This window comes from Aeromonas popoffii (genome assembly GCF_037818705.1).
Lineage (GTDB): Bacteria > Pseudomonadota > Gammaproteobacteria > Enterobacterales > Aeromonadaceae > Aeromonas > Aeromonas popoffii.
This window is the reverse complement of record NZ_CP149129.1, coordinates 2,833,186-2,852,543: the sequence shown is the minus strand read 5'-3', so window position 1 is coordinate 2,852,543 and position 19,358 is coordinate 2,833,186. Positions and strand designations below refer to the sequence as shown.

Below are 19,358 nucleotides of genomic sequence, written 5' to 3'. Positions count from 1 at the left end.
CTTGTGTGCCGGGCTGGTCAATCCTGCATTGGCGCCGGGCCTTGTTCACGTTCGGGGATCCTCTGTGTATCTCTCTCTGCTCGCCCGCCAGCGACGCTGGCAGCGGGGCTGGTTGTTCGGCCTGGTGCTGTTGACCCTCACGCTGTTTCTCTTCTCCCTCGCCTGGGGCGAGTTCGTGCTGCTGCCCTGGCAACCCATGGGGGAGCTCGAACAGCGCATCCTGCTGGAGCTGCGGTTGCCACGCGCCTTGCTGGCCCTGCTGGCGGGTGCCGCGCTTGCCTGTGGCGGCGCCGTGCTGCAGGTGATGCTGCACAACCCGGTGGCAGAACCCGGTCTGCTCGGTGTCTCGAGCGGGGCGGGATTGGCTGCCATGGTGGCGATGGCGGTGGCCAAATCCCTCGGCGTCTATCTGCCGGGCTGGGGGCTGTCGCTGGCGGCCTTCGGTGGCGCGCTGCTGGTGACCATGTTGCTCATTCGGCTGGCGCGCCGGGCACGGCTCGGTCATGCTCGGCTGCTGCTGTTTGGGGTGGCCATCGGCATCCTCACCAATGCGGCCATGACCTGGCTGATGTACTTTGCCGACGATGGCTCCCTGCGCGAGTACATGTTCTGGATGATGGGCAGCCTCGCCTACGGCAGCCAGCAGATCGCCTGGTGGTGGCTGGTGCTGCCGCTCACCCTGGGTTGGATCTGCTGGCAGGGCAAGGCCTTGCAGCAACTGCTGCTGGGGGAGACCCAGGCCCGTCTGATGGGGCTGGACGTCGACAGGATGCGGGTGCGGCTGGTGTTGGCGGTCTGTCTGCTCACCGGTCTTGCGGTATCCCTGTGCGGTGTCATCGGCTTCGTCGGGCTGGTGGTGCCCCATCTGCTGCGCCTGTGCGGCGGTAGCGACCAGCGCTTCCTGTTGCCCGCCTCGGCGCTGGGGGGCGGAGCCCTGCTGCTGGGGGCCGATCTGGTAGCGCGCTCGGCCTTGAGTGCAGGTGAGTTACCCATCGGCGTCATCACTGCCTCGGTGGGGGCGCCACTCTTTATCTACCTGCTATTGAGGCAAGATGCCGATGTCGCCCGCTGATCCCATCTCTGTTGATCGTGCTGCTGCGCCGCTGCTGGAGGCGCGCGCGCTCGCCATTGCAGGGCGGCTCTCTCCCCTCGATCTACGTTGGCATGGCGGCCAGCTGGTGGCGCTGCTCGGTCCCAATGGCAGTGGCAAGTCGACCCTGCTCGGTGCGCTGGCGGGGATCCTGCCCGCCGAGGGCTCGGTACTGCTGGGAGGGGACGTGCTCACTGACCTGAGCTGGCCGGAGCTGGCCAAACGGCGCGCCATGTTGCCCCAGCGCCAGCCCCAGCTGTTTCATATACCGGTGTTTCAGGTGCTGAGTTTGGGGCTCGATCAGGGGGTTGTGCCTGCCAGACAAAACGAGGCGATCAAGGCGTTGTGCGAGGCGCTGGAGCTGGAAAGCTTGCTGGCCCGTGACTTCAGCCGACTGTCGGGAGGAGAGCAGCAGCGGGTGCTGATTGCCCGTACCTTGTTGCAGCTGTGGCCGAGCCTCAACCCGACCGGCAAGGTGCTGCTGTTGGACGAGCCGCTGGCTGGGCTCGATCTGCACCATCAGCTGGCGCTGTTGCGACTGCTAAAGACGCTGGCCCGTGAGGGCTTGCTGGTGGTGCTCGCCATCCACGATATCAACCTGGCCATCGACTGGGCGGATCGGATCCTCTGTCTGCAACAGGGGCGAGTGGTGAGCGAGGGGGGGGCAGAGCTTATCGACGAGGCGTTGCTGGAGCGGGTGTTTCAGATAAAGACAGACCGCGTCGAGGCGGCCGGTCGGGTCTGGTTTATGCCCAGCTTGTGAGAGGCGCGTTGGCATGGGGCTAAGCGAAGCCCAATGCGTGTCAGGCAAAACGGATGCAGGGTGGGTCGCGGCTTGCGCGGCTCACCCTCCCTCTCATTGTTTATCCAGATAAGATGCAGCTTACTTTAACCCTGTCTGGTTTTATCCAACCGCACCTGCGCCGCTTCAGCCAGCATGGCCAGCAGGGTTTCGGTGTCGCTCCACGACAGGCAGGCATCCGTGATGCTCTGACCGAAGGTGGCGGCGCAGCCGTTCTCCACATCCTGACGTCCTTCCACCAGGAAGCTCTCTGCCATGATGCCGGCGATGCCGGTGCGGCCACGGCGCAGCTGATCGCAGATGTCCTGGGCCACCAATAGCTGACGGCGGTGATCCTTCATGCTGTTGCCGTGGCTGAAATCGACCACCAGACGCTCGGGCATGCCCACGTCGGCCAGCGCTTCACACGCTTCGTCGACGCTGGCGGTGTCGTAGTTGGGCCTGTGGCCGCCACGCAAGATCACATGGCCAAAGGGGTTACCGGCGGTGCGGTAGATGGTCATCTTGCCGTCCTTGTCCGGGGAATAAAAGATGTGACTGTGGCGGGCGGCACGTACCGCATCGATGGCGATCCGGGTGTTGCCGTCTGTGCCGTTCTTGAAGCCGACCGGGCAGGAGAGGGCGGAGGCCATCTCGCGATGCACCTGGGATTCGGTGGTGCGCGCGCCGATGGCGCCCCAGGTGATGAGATCGCTGATGTACTGGCCGGTCACCATGTCGAGGAACTCGGTGGCGGTGGGCATGCCGATCTCGTTGATGTCGACCAGCAGCTTGCGGGCCAATTTCAGCCCTTCGTTGACGTCGAAGCTGCCATCGAGGCGCGGATCATTGATGAGCCCCTTCCAGCCGACTATGGTGCGCGGCTTCTCGAAGTAGGTGCGCATCACTATGCACAGGCTGGTTTTATATTCTTCGCGCAGGATGTTGAGGCGGCGGGCGTACGCGTGGGCGGCGGCCGGATCATGGATGGAGCAGGGGCCGACGATGACCAGCAGGCGCTGATCCTCACCGGCCAGAATGGCTTCCACTTCGCGGCGGGCATCCAGCAGATTCTGGGCAATGGTGTCGTTGATAGGGAAGGCGTGCGCGAGCTCGCTTGGAGTGATCAGTGACTCCAGGCGACGGGTGCGCAATTCATCGGTGTGAATGGACATACGACTCAATTCTCGAGTGGGTGGCGTGGGCTGTTGCTCGACGGCGTGCCGAAAATGCAAAGGGATAAAATAAAGCAAAAACCCCCCGATTGAAACCTTGTGGGGCTCTGATAGGATGTGAATCCCCAAACGATTCCAAATAAGGTAGATAGCGTGGCAAAGCCAGGGGCAAGCGGGGTCACCCGCATCATCAATGCAACCGGTTACAGCATGAAGGGGCTCAAGTCAGCCTGGATCAACGAGGCTGCCTTCCGGCAGGAGCTAATACTGATCCTGCTGCTGATGCCACTGGCCTTTTGGCTCGGGGATTCCCTCAACCAGATCCTGCTGCTCATTGTCATCAGCTGGCTGGTGGTGATTGTCGAAGTGCTCAACTCCGCCATCGAGGCCGTGGTGGACAGGGTGGGCTCGGAGCATCACGAGCTGTCGGGCCGCGCCAAGGATCTCGGCTCCGCCGCCGTCTTTATCGCCCTGGCCCTCAACGCCCTGGTGTGGGGTGCCCTGGTAGGCCGCAATCTGCTGGGCTGGTGGTAGGTTGCCAGAGCAACCTACCACCTGGCACTTCTAGTATAAAAAAGCCCGTCATCGAGACGGGCTTTTTGTTGGCCGAGCGCAGGGGCTCAGGGCATCAGTGCAGGATCCGCGCGCGGATGGTGCCATTGATCTCCTTGAGCTTGGCCAGCGCCCTCTCGCTGTGCTCCGTCTCCACGTCGATCACCACGTAGCCGATATGGCTGCTGGTCTGCAGGTATTGACCGGCGATGTTGATCCCCTCTTCGGCGAAGATCTGGTTGATCTGGTTCATGACGCCCGGCTGGTTGCGGTGAATGTGCAGCAGGCGGCTGGAACCCTTGTGGCCCGGCAGTGAGACCTCCGGGAAGTTGACGGCGGAGAGGGTGGAGCCGTTGTCGGAATACTTCACCAGCTTGTTGGCTACCTCCAACCCTATGTTCTCCTGGGCCTCTTGCGTGGAACCACCGATGTGCGGGGTCAGGATCACGTTGTCCAGGCCGCGCAGCGGAGTCAGAAACTCCTCGTCGTTGGACGTGGGCTCGCTCGGGAAGACGTCGATGGCGGCGCCCGCGAGGTGGCCGCTTTTGATGACGTCAGCCAGCGCATTGATATCTACCACTGTGCCGCGGGAGGCGTTGATGAAGATGGCGCCCGGCTTCATCATGCGCAGCTGCTCGGTACCGATCAGATCCTTGGTGGAGGCCGTCTCGGGTACGTGCAGGCTGATCACATCCGACATATTGAGCAGCTCGACCATGCTCGGCACCTGGATGGCGTTGCCCAGGGAGAGCTTGTTCTCGATGTCGTAGTAGTAGACCTTCAGGCCTATGCTCTCGGCGATGATGCCGAGCTGGGTGCCGATGTGGCCGTAGCCTATGATGCCAAGCTTCTTGCCACGGGCTTCGACCGAGCGGTTGGCCAGTTTTTCCCACACGCCGCGATGGCACTTGGCGTTTTTCTCCGGGATGCCGCGCAGCAGCAGCAGTATCTCCCCCAGCACCAGTTCGGCTACCGAGCGGGTGTTGGAGAAGGGGGCGTTGAAGACGGGGATACCACGCAGGTGGGCGGCATCGAGGTCGACCTGGTTGGTGCCGATGCAGAAGCAGCCGATGGCGACCAGCTTGCCAGCGGCATCCAGCACCTTATCGGTGAGCTGGGTACGGGAACGCAGGCCCACGAAATGCACGTCACGAATGCGTTCGATCAGATCCTCTTCCGACAGGGAGGTCTTGAGGTACTCCACGCTGGTGTAACCGGCCGCACGAAAGGTTTCCACCGTGTTGGGATGGACTCCCTCCAGCAGCAGTACCTTGATCTTATCCTTGTCCAGCGAAAACTTGGCAGTCATGACGATCCCTTTATGTATGCAAAGAAAATGAGTGCAGATATGGTGTGTGAAGAAAACCGTAAAGTAACAAAAACGGTTGGGAGAGGGAATATTTGTGACGAAAGTCAAATTCTTTGAAGTTTTCAACGATAGTTGTAAACCACAGTTTGCAACTCATTGAGGGATAAATGAAAACGGCGCCATCAGGCGCCGTCATCCATTCAGGGAACGATATTGGGGCATGACCCTGGGTGGCATGCCGAACAGCGTCCCCCCCGTCCGTCGGCGTTACTGGGTAACCACGCCGTCAGGCGTACCGATCAGCACCACATCGGCACCGCGGTGGGCGAACAGGCCGTTGGTGACCACACCGACGATGGCGTTAAGCTGCACTTCCAGCCCTTTGGCATCCTTGATGGCCATTCCCTTGACGTCCAGTATGATGTTGCCGTTGTCGGTCACCACCCCCTCACGCCACACCGGATTGCCGCCAAGCTTGCGGATCTCGCGGGCCACGTATTCGCGGGCCATGGGGATCACTTCCACTGGCAGCGGGAACTGGCCCATCACGTCCACGGTTTTGGTGTTATCTATGATGCAGATGAACTTGTCGGCCACGGCGGCGACAATCTTCTCGCGGGTCAGGGCCGCGCCACCGCCCTTGATCATGTCGCGGGTGGCGTTGATCTCGTCGGCACCATCCACATAGACGGAGAGGGCATCGATGTCGTTGAGGTCAAACACCGGGATGCCAAGGCCCTTGAGGCGCTCGGTGGAGGCCACAGAGCTGGATACGGCCCCCTGGATCTGGCCCTTCATGGTCGCCAGCGCGTCGATGAAGTGGTTGACGGTAGAGCCTGTGCCTACCCCGACTATGGTGCCGGGAACCACGTACTTGAGCGCAGCCCAACCGGCCGCCTTCTTCATTTCATCTTGAGTCATGATGGATCCTTTGGGAAAAAGCGGGCGCATTATATCCAAGCATCCCCCTCAGAGCGACCACAGCGCTCACGTTCCGGTCCAAAAATCCCCAAGATGTAAATCGTTTGCCTGTTTATTGAGCCCTGTCGCCCGGGTGGGCCAGAGGGATGGGCGGAAGTGACGGTATCGAGCGCAACAGGGAGCAGGCCAAAGCCAAGACAGACAGGGGCTGGCAGTCAGGGCGGGCCGACTGCCCGGTGGTCATGGAAATTGCCAGCAGCGGCTGGGGGTGATGATCTGCGGCAGCGGCACGTCCCACTCCTCCTGCGGTACCGTTTCCACCTGCTGGCAGTCGTGGGCGATCCCCAGCGGCTTTGGGCCCAGCCTGTGTTCATGCCAGCAGGCGAGGGTGCGATCGTAATAGCCGCCACCCATGCCGAGCCGGTTGCCCCCGGCATCGAATGCCACCAGCGGGGTGCAGATAAGATCGAGCGTGCTGTGAGGCACCACCTGGGACATGTCCAGCTCAGGCTCGGCGATGCCGTAACGATTGCGGGTCATGGGGCTGGTGGCGGTATAGCGCAAGAAGAGCAGGTGACCCGGGGTGAAGGGGTGCAGCACCGGCAGGTAGACCTCCTTTTGCTGGGCCCACAGCCAGTGGATGGCGGGCAGGGGATTGAGTTCACCGTCGTTGGCCAGATAGAGGGCGATGCGTTTGGCGGCCAGGATCTCCGGATGTTGCTTGAACTGGGCAACCAGCTGCTGGGCGGCGGCCTGCTGCTCGGCCTGGCTCAGGCTCTTTCTGCGCTGGCGGATGAGCTGGCGCAGGGATTGTCTTTCAGGCTGGGTATCATCCGGCATGGGGGCTCCTCTTGTGTGCACCTGTGTGGTGCAGATGGGTTGCCGCAACGGGCTGGGCTACCTTAACAAGGCTGGCGGGGGATGAACAGTGCGACCAGCCCTATTTGAAATGGGCCGCCGGGCAGGATTCAATGCCCCCGCCCGGCAGCGGATGTAATTACTTGTCAGAGCTCTTGGCCATCTGATGTTTGACGAACACGGCCACTATAGCCGCCAACGCCAGGGCCATGGGATAGAAGCTCATGCTCACCACCGAGAGCGGAGAGAGGGCGAAGATGGAACCCAGCAGCAGCGCCTGGGCGCCCCAGGGGAGCAACCCCTGTACCACGCAGGAGAAGATATCCAGCATGGAGGCGGCGCGGCGCGGGGTGACGCCGTGATGCTCCGCCAGCTCCCGTGCCACCTTGCTGGCGACGATAATGGCCACGGTATTGTTGGCAGTACAGAGGTTGGTCAGTCCCACTACGCCGGCGATGCCGAGCTCGGCCGCCCTCTCGTTCTGCTCGCCATCGTGCTGGCGGGTGAAGCGGGCAATCAGGGCACTGATCCGCTCGCTGATCCAGGCCAGCCCGCCCTGGCGTTCCATCAGGGTGCCGAGACCCCCGATCAGCATGGAGAGCAGGAAGATCTCCTGCATGCTGGTAAAGCCCTGATAGATGTCCTTGCTGAACTGGCCCAGCGGATAACCGCTGACCATGCCCACAGCGCCAGCGGCCAGTATGCCAATGCCCAGCACCATGAAGACGTTCATGCCGGATAGGGCCAGCACCAGGATCAGCAGGTAAGGCATCACCTTGAACAGATCCGCATGGGCTGTCGTGGCGGGGGCATCTCCCACGGATCCCATGGTCAGATAGAGCAGGATCACTGCGATGGCGGCGGGGGCGGCAATCTTGAAATTCTCGCGAAACTTGTCCTTCATCTCGCAGCCCTGGCTGCGGGTTGCCGCTATGGTGGTGTCGGAGATGATGGAGAGGTTATCGCCGAACATGGCGCCGGAGAGAATGGTGCCGGCCATCAGCACGGGATCGATCCCGGCGGCTTGGGCAACGCCAAGGGCCACGGGTGCCACGGCCCCGATCGTGCCCATGGAGGTGCCCATGGCGGTGGCAATAAACGCAGAGATGAGGAACAGCCCCGGCAGCAGGAACCAGCCCGGGATCAGCGACAGGCCCAGCGCGACAGTGGCATCCACCCCGCCGGTGGCCTTGGCCACGGTGGCAAAGGCGCCCGCCAGCAGATAGATGAGGCACATCGCCATGATGTTGCTGTCACCGACCCCCTTGAAGAAGGTCTCCAGATTCTTGTTGAACCCCTCTCTCCCCAGCATCAGCGCCAGTATGACGGCGGGCAGGGCAGCTACGGGGGCGGGCAACTGGTAGAAGGCGAACTCGACCCCCTGCAGGGTGAGCCAGGTGCCGGTACCGATAAAGAGCGCGAGAAAGACCAGAAGAGGCAGCAGGGCTCTGGCACTGGGTTGGGTCTGGATCATGTGTTCCTCTGTGGTTGAACATGACCTCCCTGTCGCAGCCAGCCCTGATACGGGGGTGAGCCTGGCGGGCATCCTGCCGCTATGGGGCGCTTACAATAGTGAGTCGGGGTCATCCGGTCAAGATAGACGTCCAGACGGATAGGTGTTTTTATTGATCAGTTCTGCATTCATTAAAATATCAAAAGTATGTTCGGATAAATTAATTAATCCTGTTAATTGTTCGGCATCATGGGGCGGGTTATCTGCGCATTTTTCACTGACATGGGATGTGGCTGACGGGGCATGTGGTGGTACTGGATATCCGGACGCTCTGTGCGTTTGGGATTGGGCTTTAACGCCGCCTGCAGAGTATAGCGAGCGTTGCACTGGCATCTACAGACCACAAGGCGGCGCTGATATTCGGTCAGGGTGGCGCTGTTACTGCGCCATTTCCCCCACAGCTTGAACGGCTGCAGCCAGGGCGTGGCTATCGAGAGTCAGAGGAATGTGGCTGATACCCGGCACCAGGGTGACGGGCCATGGAATGCCGAGCGCTCTTAACTCGGGTTCCAGTTGGTCGGTTTTAAACGCTTCGTCATCGGTGCCCGCGATCACGGCGCAGGGGCGCTGTACATTGCGCAAATTCTGCTGATAGTCGCGCTCTGGCTGGAAGTTCGCGGCGAGGTTGAATGAGTAGGAGGGGGTCAGGAGAGCTTTCGCTTCGTCATTGAGCGCAAAGTTCAGCACCGTCAGATGGTTGAGTGCGGAAACATGGAAACCGTTGAGGATGCTCAGGGCAATGAGGCGAGGAATGCCGACACTCACCCAGCCGCCGCTGTTTGGTCGGTAGTTGGCGGCCGTGGGGCCGAGATAGGGGGAGAGGAGCAGATAGTTGTCGAACAGGGTTTGCCGTGAGCCACCGGCGACGCGCAGCACAAAGCCACCGCCGGACGAGAAGCCTGCGAGGGTGGCGGGCTTGCTCGGGGCCACTGCTGCGGCGAAATCTTCCAGATCGTCTTCCAGTTGGCCTATGTAGGCTATCGTGCCTCTCTGGCCTGACTCGCCATGGCCGCGGATATCGAGGGTGTAGGCACCATAACCGGCCTGCGAGAAGGCGCTCGCCAGTATGTGCATGCTCTGGCTGCTGGCCGAGGAGCCGTGAACCAGCACAACGCTACCCCTGACATCCTTGCCTGCGGGGGCATAGTGTCGGTAGGCCAACTGCGCGCCGTCACGGGCCTTGTATCTGGCGGGCGAGGGCATGCCGCTCCAGTCAAGGGTTTTGAAGGGATCGTTGATACTGGCCATCTCCGGCGCCGGGCTCGGCCCGCCAAACAGCAGCGCCGCCACAAGGGTGACAAGGCCGAGCGACAGCAGGCCCAGTACGCACAGCAATCTCGTATTCATATGTTTACTTCCTAGGTATGGGTGTCAATTGAGGCTTTTTATCGGCGGAAACCTATCATATGGTGCCGTCTCTAGCAAACCTCAAACCGTCAGTCTATGGGGGGAGTGGCAAGCCTGTGCATCAGCCATGTTGAGCTGTGTACTGTCGAGCCCGAACCAAAGAGCGTGTCTCACGGCTTTTCAAAGCGGGCGCAGGCTGGTAAAACGGTCTCTTTCCATAATAAACAGATGAGAGGGTGGAGATGGACAATCCGATCCGTGTGGCCGTGATGGGCTGTAATGGTCGTATGGGCAAGGTGCTGCTGGAAGCCATCACCAACGCCGAGGGCGTGGTGGTCGGGGCAGCGCTGGAGCGACCTGGCTCTGCCGTGATCGGTCTCGATGCCGGTGAGCTCAATGGTCTGGGCACCCTGGGGGTGGTGATCAGCGACAGCCTGGACAAGGTGCGGGATGAGTTTGATCTCATCATCGACTTCACCCGTCCCGAGGTGACCCTGGCCAACCTGGCGTTTGCACTGGCTCATCAGAAGCAGATGGTGATCGGCACCACCGGTTTTGACGATGCGGGCAAGGCGGCCCTGCAAGAGGCCGGCAAGCAGATCGGCATAGTGTTCGCCTCCAACTACTCGGTCGGCGTCAACCTGGTGTTCAAGCTGCTGGAGCAGGCGGCCAAGGTGATGGGGGATTACACCGACATCGAGATCATCGAAGGTCACCACAGGCACAAGGTGGATGCACCGTCCGGCACTGCGCTCTCCATGGGGGAAGTGGTGGCCAAGACCCTCGGACGTGACTTGAAAGAGTGCGCCGTCTATGGCCGCGAGGGGATCACGGGTGAGCGGGATCGCAACACCATCGGCTTTGCCACCATTCGCGCCGGCGATCTGGTGGGGGAGCACACCGTCATGTTTGCCGACATCGGCGAGCGGGTGGAGATCAGTCACAAGGCTTCCAGCCGCCTCACCTTCGCCAATGGGGCCGTGCGGGCCGGCAAGTGGCTGGGCCAGCAGAGCGCCGGTCTCTACGACATGCAGGATGTGCTCGACCTCAAGTGAGTGGCCAAGGTGGCGGCAGGTGGACTGCAATGGTTCCTCCTGACAGTGTTGCCAAACCCCGGTTCGCCGGGGTTTTTCATCTGTTTTTGTATAAATGGCACTTACATCCTGTTTTGTATGTGAAAGGGCCTAAACTGCTTCTTTACCCAATCCATCCCATCCGCTCATTGCCCAAATGTCATCAAAGGGTAATGGGATTGAGCCTCAATGCCCCATGTGTCCGCATTTTTTTCATGACATGAAAAAGACTAAAAATTCAAAACGAGAAAAACGTTTTACACTTTTTATTGCCACTGAATTGGCAATAAAAAGCTCTTTTAACTCGATAAAAATTTTTTTTGTGAATTTTAATTCATTGTTTTTTAAGGATTAAGATTTGTTTTTTGTGAGTTGAGTGGCATGAGCGCTCCCTTTTGTATCAGGTTTTGCCTTTTCTTTTGGTAGAGGGGGTTGCAAAGCGACATAGTGCATAGATAATGGGTAATGTTGCCTTTTTATTGAATTTAGATGCATTTAAAACGAGAAAAGACGTTGAAATGCGATCGTTTTTAAGTAGAATGCGCCCAATTTGCCAGAAATCTGCCGGGTTTCAGCCCTGTTTTACACAGGGTCCGGACCCGCAACACCCAGGTAAATTGCTGAATTTAAAGCTAAATAACTGGAGGTTGTCTTGAATCACACTGCATTGCTAGTGCTGGAAGATGGAACTGTGTTCAAAGGCGTGTCGATAGGCGCCGAGGGATGTTCCGTTGGTGAAGTGGTTTTCAATACGTCGATGACGGGCTATCAGGAAATCCTCACCGATCCCTCTTATTCCCGTCAGATAGTCACCCTCACTTACCCCCATATAGGCAACACCGGCACCAACAGCGAAGATGAAGAGTCCAGTCAACTCCACGCTCAGGGATTGATCATCCGGGACCTTCCGATACTTGCCTCCAATTTCCGCAATCAGCAATCCCTCTCCGATTACCTCAAGTCTCACAACATCGTTGGCATCGCCGACATCGACACCCGCAAACTGACCCGTATCCTGCGCGAGAAAGGCGCCCAGGCTGGCTGCATTCTGGCCGGTAAACAGGTAGATGACGGTCTGCTCGGTGCAGAGAAGGCCCTCGAACAGGCCCGCGCCTTCCCTGGTCTCAAGGGGATGGATCTGGCCAAGGAAGTGACGGTTAGCGAAGCCTACGCCTGGACCGAAGGCAGCTGGCAGCTTGGCAAGGGGCATGTCACCCCGACGGCCGATGAACTCAAATACCACGTGGTGGCCTATGACTTTGGCGTCAAGCGTAACATCCTGCGCATGCTGGTGGATCGTGGCTGCCGTCTGACAGTGGTGCCGGCCAAGACCCCGGCCGCCGAGGTGCTGGCGATGAATCCCGATGGCATCTTCCTCTCCAACGGCCCCGGTGACCCCGAGCCGTGCGACTACGCCATCGAGGCCATCAAGACCTTCCTCGGCACCAATACCCCGGTGTTCGGTATCTGCCTGGGTCACCAGCTGCTGGGTCTGGCCTCCGGTGCCAAGACCGTCAAGATGAAGTTTGGCCACCACGGTGCCAACCACCCGGTCAAGAGCCTCGATGACAACACAGTGATGATCACCGCCCAGAACCACGGTTTTGCCGTGGACGAGAGCTCCCTGCCAGACTGCCTGCGCGCCACTCACGTATCCCTGTTTGACGGATCCCTGCAAGGTATTCACCGCACCGACCGTCCGGCCTTCAGCTTCCAGGGTCACCCCGAAGCGAGCCCGGGCCCGCACGACTGTGCCGGTCTGTTCGACCACTTTATTGAATTGATCAAGCAGTATCGCGCTTAAGAGGAAAAGAGAAGCCATGCCAAAACGTAACGACCTACAGAGCATCCTGATCCTCGGCGCCGGCCCCATTGTTATCGGCCAGGCCTGCGAATTTGACTACTCCGGCGCCCAGGCCTGCAAAGCCCTGCGCGAGGAGGGCTACCGCGTCATTCTGGTGAACTCCAACCCGGCCACCATCATGACCGATCCGGAGATGGCGGACGCCACCTACATCGAGCCCATCACCTGGGAAGTGGTACGCGAGATCATCAAGAAAGAGCGCCCGGATGCCGTGCTGCCCACCATGGGCGGCCAGACAGCACTGAACTGCGCGCTGGATCTGGAAAAACACGGTGTGCTGGCCGAGTTCGGTGTCGAGATGATCGGTGCCACCGCCGATGCCATCGACAAGGCCGAAGATCGCCGTCGCTTTGACATCGCCATGAAGAGCATTGGTCTGGAGTGTCCGCGCGCCGGTATCGCCCACAACATGGAAGAGGCGTGGGGCGTGCAGCAGATGGTCGGCTTCCCCTGCATCATCCGTCCCTCCTTTACCATGGGTGGCTCGGGCGGCGGCATCGCCTACAACACCGAAGAGTTCGTCGAGATCTGCGAGCGCGGTCTGGACTTGTCGCCGACCAAAGAGCTGCTCATCGATGAGTCGCTGATTGGCTGGAAAGAGTACGAGATGGAAGTGGTGCGGGATCGCAACGACAACTGCATCATCGTCTGCACCATCGAAAACTTCGACCCCATGGGCATCCACACCGGTGACTCCATCACGGTCGCGCCAGCCCAGACGCTGACCGACAAGGAGTTCCAGATCATGCGCAACGCCTCCATGGCGATACTGCGCGAGATCGGGGTCGAGACAGGTGGCTCCAACGTCCAGTTCGGTATCAACCCGAAAGATGGCCGCATGGTCATCATCGAGATGAACCCGCGGGTGTCGCGCTCCTCTGCGCTGGCTTCCAAGGCGACCGGTTTCCCCATCGCCAAGATCGCCGCCAAGCTCGCCATCGGTTACACCCTGGACGAGCTGATGAACGACATCACAGGTGGTCGCACTCCGGCCTCCTTCGAGCCGGCCATCGACTACGTGGTCACCAAGGTGCCGCGCTTCAACTTCGAAAAATTTGCCGGTGCCAACGACCGCCTCACTACCCAGATGAAGTCGGTCGGTGAAGTGATGGCCATTGGCCGTAACTTCCAGGAGTCACTGCACAAGGCGCTGCGCAGCCTCGAGACCGGCAAGACCGGCTTCGACCCCATGGTTGACCTCAATGCTCCGGACTCCCTGACCCGCATCCGTCACGAGCTGCAGGACGCTGGCTGCGACCGGATCTGGTACATCGCCGATGCGTTCCGTGCCGGTCTCTCCATGGACGGTATCTTCAAGCTGACCAAGATTGACCCCTGGTTCCTGGTGCAGATAGAAGATCTCATCAAGCTGGAAGAGCAGGTGAAAGAGCGCGGCATGGCCGGTCTCGATGCCGACTTCCTGCGTGCCCTGAAACGCAAGGGCTTTGCCGACGCCCGTCTGGCCAAGATCCTCGGCGTGGCCGAGGCCGAGGTGCGCAAACTGCGTGCCCGCCACAACATCTTCCCAATCTACAAGCGGGTCGATACCTGCGCGGCCGAGTTCGCCACCAACACCGCCTACATGTACTCGAGCTATGACGAGGAGTGCGAGGCGGCCCCGACCAATCGTGACAAGATCATGATCATCGGCGGCGGCCCGAACCGTATCGGTCAGGGTATCGAGTTCGACTACTGCTGCGTGCATGCGGCGTTAGCCCTGCGCGAAGACGGTTACGAGACCATCATGGTCAACTGCAACCCGGAGACCGTCTCCACCGATTACGACACCTCGGATCGCCTCTACTTCGAGCCGGTGACCCTGGAAGATGTGCTGGAAATCGTGCGCATCGAGAAACCCAAGGGCGTGATCGTCCAGTACGGTGGCCAGACCCCGCTGAAACTGGCCCGAGCACTCGAAGCCAACGGCGTGCCGATTATCGGTACCAGCCCGGATGCCATCGACCGCGCCGAAGACCGCGAGCGCTTCCAGTCTGCGGTTGAGCGCCTCGGCCTCAAGCAGCCGGAAAACGGCACCGTCACCGCGTTGGAGCAGGCGGTGCTGACCGCCGAGCGGATCACCTATCCGCTGGTGGTTCGTCCCTCTTACGTACTGGGTGGCCGCGCCATGGAGATCGTCTATGACGAGACCGACCTGCGTCGCTACTTCGCCGAGGCGGTGAGCGTTTCCAACGAATCGCCGGTGCTGCTGGACCGCTTCCTGGACGATGCCACCGAGCTGGACGTGGATGCCATCTGTGACGGCGTGGACGTGGTCATCGGCGGCATCATGGAGCATATCGAGCAGGCCGGTATCCACTCCGGTGACTCCGGTTGCTCCCTGCCGCCCTACACCTTGTCCAAGAAAATTCAGGACGAGATCCGCGAGCAGGTGCGCAAACTGGCACTGGAGCTCGGTGTGGTCGGCCTGATGAACGTGCAGTTCGCGGTCAAGGGCGATGACATCTACCTCATCGAAGTGAACCCGCGTGCCGCCCGTACCGTGCCGTTTGTCTCCAAGGCGACCGGTGCCCCGCTGGCCAAGATTGCCGCCCGCGTCATGGCCGGTCAGTCGCTGCAGAGCCAGGGCTTCACCAAGGAGATCATCCCGCCTTACTACTCGGTGAAAGAGGTGGTACTGCCCTTCGCCAAGTTCCCGGGGGTTGACCCGTTGCTGGGGCCAGAGATGCGCTCTACCGGTGAAGTGATGGGGGTGGGCAGCAGCTTTGCCGAGGCCTATGCCAAGGCCCAGCTGGGTGCCAGTCACGCCGTGCCGAAAGAGGGCCGTGCCCTGTTGTCGGTACGCCACAGCGACAAGGCGCAGGTTGTGGATTTGGCCGCCAAGCTGCTGGAGCTGGGCTACGAGCTCGATGCCACCCACGGCACCGCAGTGGCGCTGGGGGAAGCGAGCATCAACCCGCGTCTGGTCAACAAGGTGCACGAGGGTCGCCCGCACATTCTGGATCGCATCAAGAATGGCGAGTACACCTATATCGTCAACACCGCCGAAGGGCGGGTGGCGATCCAGGACTCCAAGCAGTTGCGCCGCGCCGCCTTGCAGAACAAAGTGGCTTATACCACCACCATGAATGAGGCGTTTGCCACCTGCATGGCCATCAGCATGGATGCCACCGCCAACGTCAACTCGGTGCAGGAGCTGCACCAGAAGGTGAAAAACCGCTAAGGATTGCGCAATAAAGGGCAGGGGAATCTTCCTGCTCCTCGTTGCACAACACACGCGCACCCTGAAAAACCCCGCCAGCGATGGCGGGGTTTCTGTTTTTTGGCGGTTCTGACCAGCCTCCGTCATAGGGGTAAGGTGCGCATGGGAGAGGGGATATGGTCAGCGGAGGGTGAGATACACCCTATGGGTGGCATAAAAGTGATAATGATTGCGCATTGGCGGCTCTGGTTTGCAATCTTTGCAATCACTCGCCCGGCCCACCTCTATATACTGATTTCTCATCAAACAAGGTCGTCTGCGCCCGCAACCGCGGGGTGCGAGGATCAGGGCCAGTTGCTTATCCGGCAGCCGAGGCCGGCCCCTTTATCCATAGGGACCAAAGGAAACCGGTTGTGGGGTTACCACCCACGCAACCGTCAGGGCCAGCGTTACCGCGCAAGCCCGCTTCCCCCTCCTTACCCCGTCAGCTTGCCTGCCCAGTCGCGTCGTTGCTCACCTCGCCCGCAACGGCGCCGCGCCTCAAGGACATCAGCCAAGGGAATCTGAATATGAGCTTCGATCATCGCAAATACCGCCCCGCCCCCGTGATCGCGCTGGCGGACCGTCAATGGCCCAACCGAGTGATGACGCGCGCGCCGCGCTGGTGCGCCGTGGACTTGCGTGACGGCAACCAGGCGCTGGTCGAACCCATGACGGTGGCCCAGAAGCTGCAAATGTGGGCGTTGATGGTCCATGTTGGCTTCAAGCATATCGAGGTGGGGTTTCCTGCCGCCTCCCAGCCCGATTTTGACTTCGTGCGTGAGCTTATCGAGCGCAATCTCATTCCGGACGATGTCACCATACAGGTGCTGGTGCAGGCCCGTGAGGATCTCATTGCCCGTACCTTCGACTCGCTCCAGGGGGCCAAACGCGCCATCGTCCACGTCTACAACTCGGTCAACCCGACCCAGCGCAACTACGTATTCAACACCGGGCGCGAGGGGGTCAAGGCCATCGCCGTGCAGGGTGCGCGTTGGGTGCGCGACCATGCCGCGCGCAACCCCGGCACAGAGTGGAGCTTTCAATATTCACCCGAGAGTTTTAGCAGCACCGAGGTGGAGTTCGCGGTAGAGGTGTGTGACGCCGTCATCGACGAGTGGCGCCCCGCAGGCCGTCCCATGATCCTCAACCTGCCAGCCACGGTGGAGGTGAACACCCCCAATGTGTTTGCGGATCAGGTGGAGTGGTTCTGCCGCCACCTCAAGGCGCGTCCCGAGGTGAGCATCTCCATCCACACCCACAACGATCGGGGCTGCGGGGTGGCCGCCGCCGAGCTGGCGGTGCTGGCGGGGGCCGATCGCATTGAGGGCACCCTGCTCGGCAATGGCGAGCGCACCGGCAACATGGACATAGTCACCATGGCCATGAACCTCTACAGCCAGGGCATAGACCCCGAGCTGGATCTTTCTGACATGGATGCCATCGTCGCCACCGTGGGGGCCTGCACCCAGATAGCCCTGCACCCGCGCCACCCCTACGCGGGCGAGCTGGTCTACACGGCGTTTTCCGGCAGCCATCAGGATGCCATTCGCAAATCCCTGGCAGCAGAGAAGCCCAATGCCTATTGGGATGTGGCTTATTTGCCCATCGATCCCGCAGACTTGGGCCGCAGCTACGAGGCGGTGATCCGCATTAACAGCCAGTCCGGCAAGGGCGGCGTCACCTATCTGCTGGAGCGCGACCTTGGCCTGCAACTGCCGCGCTGGTTGCAAATCGACTTCAGTCGCCGGGTACAGGCGCAGGCCGAGGCAAGCAGCAGCGAAATAAGCCCGGAGCAGATCCGCGCCCTGTTCGAGCAGCACTACCTCGAGCCGGTGCACGGTTATCGCATCGGTCGCTTCCAGCTTGGTCATGACAGTCAGGAGAGTCTGCGCCTCGAGTTGCAGACCCCGAACGGCGTACTGCAACTGTGCGGTGAAGGGGAGGGGGCCATCACTGCGCTGGTCAACGGCTGGGAGCGCCAGACCGGGATGCACATAGACGTGCTCGATTACTCGGAACATGCCCTCAGCGCCGGCACCGAGTCCCGCGCCGCTGCCTATGTGCTGCTGAGTGTCGATGGTCAGCGCATGTGCGGGGTCGCCATCGGTCGCGACGTGGTCAACGCTTCCTTGCAGGCGGTGATCAATGGCGCGGCGCAAATTGAGGCCCTGCGCCAGACGGCTTGATCCGCCCCCCTGATCTGCTGCCGGGACACTGTCTTTACCTCTGGTCATGGTCCGATATATCGGCAAGGCCCCCGTCCAACCGGCGGGGGCTTGGTTGTGTCAGCGGCCGGTGCTATCTGGCTGGCGAGGCTCCTGTCTTCAGATCCCCCAATCAATCCTCTACAATGCCCAGCTGCTGGGGCTCGGACTTGTCTGCTCAAGCCTGTGGCGCCTCATCCATCGGGAAGCTTTCATGCATCATCTCACTCGTTATCCTCATCATGTCGGGCCTCTGCTGGCCGCCTTGCTGCTGGCTGGCTGTGCCAGCGAACCGGCCAGTCAGGGCGATACCCGCAAACCTGGCAGTGCCGCCATCATAGGCCCGGCCATTACCAAACCCGCCGCTCTGCCCAAGGCCAAGACCCCCAGAGCCCCGGCCAGCATGCAGTCGCGCATAGTGCTCCTGTTGCCGGCCCGTACCGTGGATCGTAACGGCTGGGCGCAGGACATAGTCACAGCCCTCGCCAAACAGGATCTGGCCGTGACCGACGAGAACGTCTGCTCAGTGCTGGCGGTGGTCGAGCAGGAGTCCACCTTTCAGGCCGATCCCGTGGTGCCGGGCCTTGGCAAGATCGCCTGGCAGGAGATCAACGCCCGTGCCGGCAAGCTGCTGATCCCCGAGTTTATGGTGCGCACTGCGCTCAGCATCCATTCCCCCACCGGCAAGAGCTATGCCGAGCGCATTGACAAGCTTCGCTCCGAGCGGGAGATGAGCGAGATCTTCGAGGACATGATAGGGGAGGTGCCCATGGGCAAGACCCTGTTTGGCAACATGAACCCGGTGCGCACCGGTGGCCCCATGCAGGTCAGCATCGCCTTCGCCGAGGCCAACGCCCGTGGCTACCCTTACCCCGTCAAGGACTCCATTCGCCACGAAGTCTTTACCCGCCGTGGCGGCATCTGGTTTGGTACCAAGCACCTGCTTGGTTATCCCGCAGACTACCCGGATGCCCTCTACCGCTTCGCCGACTTCAATGCAGGCTGGTATGCCAGCCGCAACGCCGCCTTTCAGGCCGCAGTCAGCCGTTTAAGTGGTAAAACCCTGGCGCTGGACGGTGACCTTATTCGCTACGACTCAGATCTGCCGGGCAAGACTGAACTCGCGGTTCATTCCATTGCCAGCCGGGTCAATATGAGCAAACAGGCCATTCACCAGAGCCTGAAACTGGGGGATACCGCCGAATTTGCCAAGACCGATCTCTACCATAGGGTCTTTACCCTGGCCGACAAGCAAGCCGGTAAGCGGCAACCCCGCGCCGTGCTGCCGGGCATCTCCCTGAAGAGCCCCAAGATCACCCGCAACCTCACCACCGCCTGGTTTGCCAAACGGGTGCAGTGGCGCCAGCAAACCTGCCTGAAACGGTTGTGATCTCTGTCATCGGAGTAACAAGGGCGGCAATTGGCCGTAATGCCAGTCAGTTAAGCTTTTTTGTGACTAAATATTCGAA

General features: G+C 60.7%; 14 protein-coding genes. 8 read left to right on the top strand and 6 right to left on the bottom strand.

Features of this window, described 5'->3' with window-relative positions; translation table 11 throughout:
• The first annotated feature begins 64 nt into the window (after positions 1–64).
• Both btuC and WJM78_RS12935 read left to right on the top strand, forming a co-directional pair.
• Entirely contained in the window at positions 65–1,072 is a 1,008-nt protein-coding gene (gene btuC / locus WJM78_RS12940; RefSeq protein ID WP_212513812.1) for a vitamin B12 ABC transporter permease BtuC, read from the top strand.
• The gene (locus WJM78_RS12935; protein ID WP_339015854.1) at positions 1,059–1,853 is read left to right on the top strand and encodes an ATP-binding cassette domain-containing protein; all 795 of its coding nucleotides are present in this window, start codon (positions 1,059–1,061) and stop codon (positions 1,851–1,853) included. The genes btuC and WJM78_RS12935 overlap by 14 nt, the downstream gene beginning before the upstream one ends.
• A 125-nt stretch (positions 1,854–1,978) precedes the next feature.
• Here WJM78_RS12935 and WJM78_RS12930 read toward each other — a convergent pair whose 3' ends face one another.
• Positions 1,979–3,046, bottom strand: coding sequence for a 3-deoxy-7-phosphoheptulonate synthase (locus tag WJM78_RS12930; RefSeq protein WP_212513813.1), 1,068 nt, complete (start codon positions 3,044–3,046; stop codon positions 1,979–1,981).
• A gap of 153 nt (positions 3,047–3,199) precedes the next feature.
• On the opposite strand from WJM78_RS12930, the gene WJM78_RS12925 reads away from it, so the two are divergent.
• Positions 3,200–3,580, top strand: coding sequence for a diacylglycerol kinase (locus tag WJM78_RS12925; RefSeq protein ID WP_108537062.1), 381 nt, complete (start codon positions 3,200–3,202; stop codon positions 3,578–3,580).
• A 94-nt stretch (positions 3,581–3,674) separates the two neighbouring features.
• Here the strand turns inward: WJM78_RS12925 and serA are convergent, their stop codons facing one another.
• From serA to WJM78_RS12900, 5 genes are all read right to left on the bottom strand, one after another.
• A complete protein-coding gene (serA, locus tag WJM78_RS12920) occupies positions 3,675–4,907 on the bottom strand; it encodes a phosphoglycerate dehydrogenase (protein ID WP_042035536.1) in 1,233 nt (410 codons plus the stop codon).
• Positions 4,908–5,174: 267 nt separating this feature from the next.
• Positions 5,175–5,828, bottom strand: a complete 654-nt coding sequence (rpiA, locus tag WJM78_RS12915; RefSeq protein WP_108537063.1) for a ribose-5-phosphate isomerase RpiA — start codon at positions 5,826–5,828, stop codon at positions 5,175–5,177.
• Between the two features lie 240 nt (positions 5,829–6,068).
• Positions 6,069–6,668 carry a 5-formyltetrahydrofolate cyclo-ligase gene (locus tag WJM78_RS12910; protein WP_108537064.1) on the bottom strand — a complete coding sequence of 200 codons (600 nt, stop codon included), beginning with the start codon at positions 6,666–6,668 and terminating at the stop codon, positions 6,069–6,071.
• A 157-nt stretch (positions 6,669–6,825) separates the two neighbouring features.
• Entirely contained in the window at positions 6,826–8,160 is a 1,335-nt protein-coding gene (locus WJM78_RS12905; RefSeq protein WP_339009744.1) for a Na+/H+ antiporter NhaC family protein, read from the bottom strand.
• Positions 8,161–8,577: 417 nt separating this feature from the next.
• The gene (locus WJM78_RS12900) at positions 8,578–9,546 is read right to left on the bottom strand and encodes an alpha/beta fold hydrolase (protein ID WP_339009741.1); all 969 of its coding nucleotides are present in this window, start codon (positions 9,544–9,546) and stop codon (positions 8,578–8,580) included.
• A 242-nt stretch (positions 9,547–9,788) separates the two neighbouring features.
• On the opposite strand from WJM78_RS12900, the gene dapB reads away from it, so the two are divergent.
• From dapB to WJM78_RS12875, 5 genes are all read left to right on the top strand, one after another.
• Positions 9,789–10,601 (top strand): 4-hydroxy-tetrahydrodipicolinate reductase, encoded by an 813-nt coding sequence (gene dapB, locus WJM78_RS12895; RefSeq protein WP_108536320.1) that lies wholly within the window; start codon positions 9,789–9,791, stop codon positions 10,599–10,601.
• A 670-nt stretch (positions 10,602–11,271) separates the two neighbouring features.
• Complete coding sequence (carA, locus tag WJM78_RS12890; RefSeq protein WP_339009738.1) at positions 11,272–12,423, top strand: glutamine-hydrolyzing carbamoyl-phosphate synthase small subunit; 1,152 nt, start codon at positions 11,272–11,274, stop codon at positions 12,421–12,423.
• Between the two features lie 16 nt (positions 12,424–12,439).
• Positions 12,440–15,664, top strand: coding sequence for a carbamoyl-phosphate synthase large subunit (carB, locus tag WJM78_RS12885; protein ID WP_339009736.1), 3,225 nt, complete (start codon positions 12,440–12,442; stop codon positions 15,662–15,664).
• A 548-nt stretch (positions 15,665–16,212) separates the two neighbouring features.
• Complete coding sequence (gene leuA / locus WJM78_RS12880; protein ID WP_339009734.1) at positions 16,213–17,871, top strand: 2-isopropylmalate synthase; 1,659 nt, start codon at positions 16,213–16,215, stop codon at positions 17,869–17,871.
• A 232-nt stretch (positions 17,872–18,103) separates the two neighbouring features.
• Complete coding sequence (locus WJM78_RS12875; RefSeq protein ID WP_339009732.1) at positions 18,104–19,279, top strand: DUF1615 domain-containing protein; 1,176 nt, start codon at positions 18,104–18,106, stop codon at positions 19,277–19,279.
• Positions 19,280–19,358 lie beyond the last annotated feature (79 nt).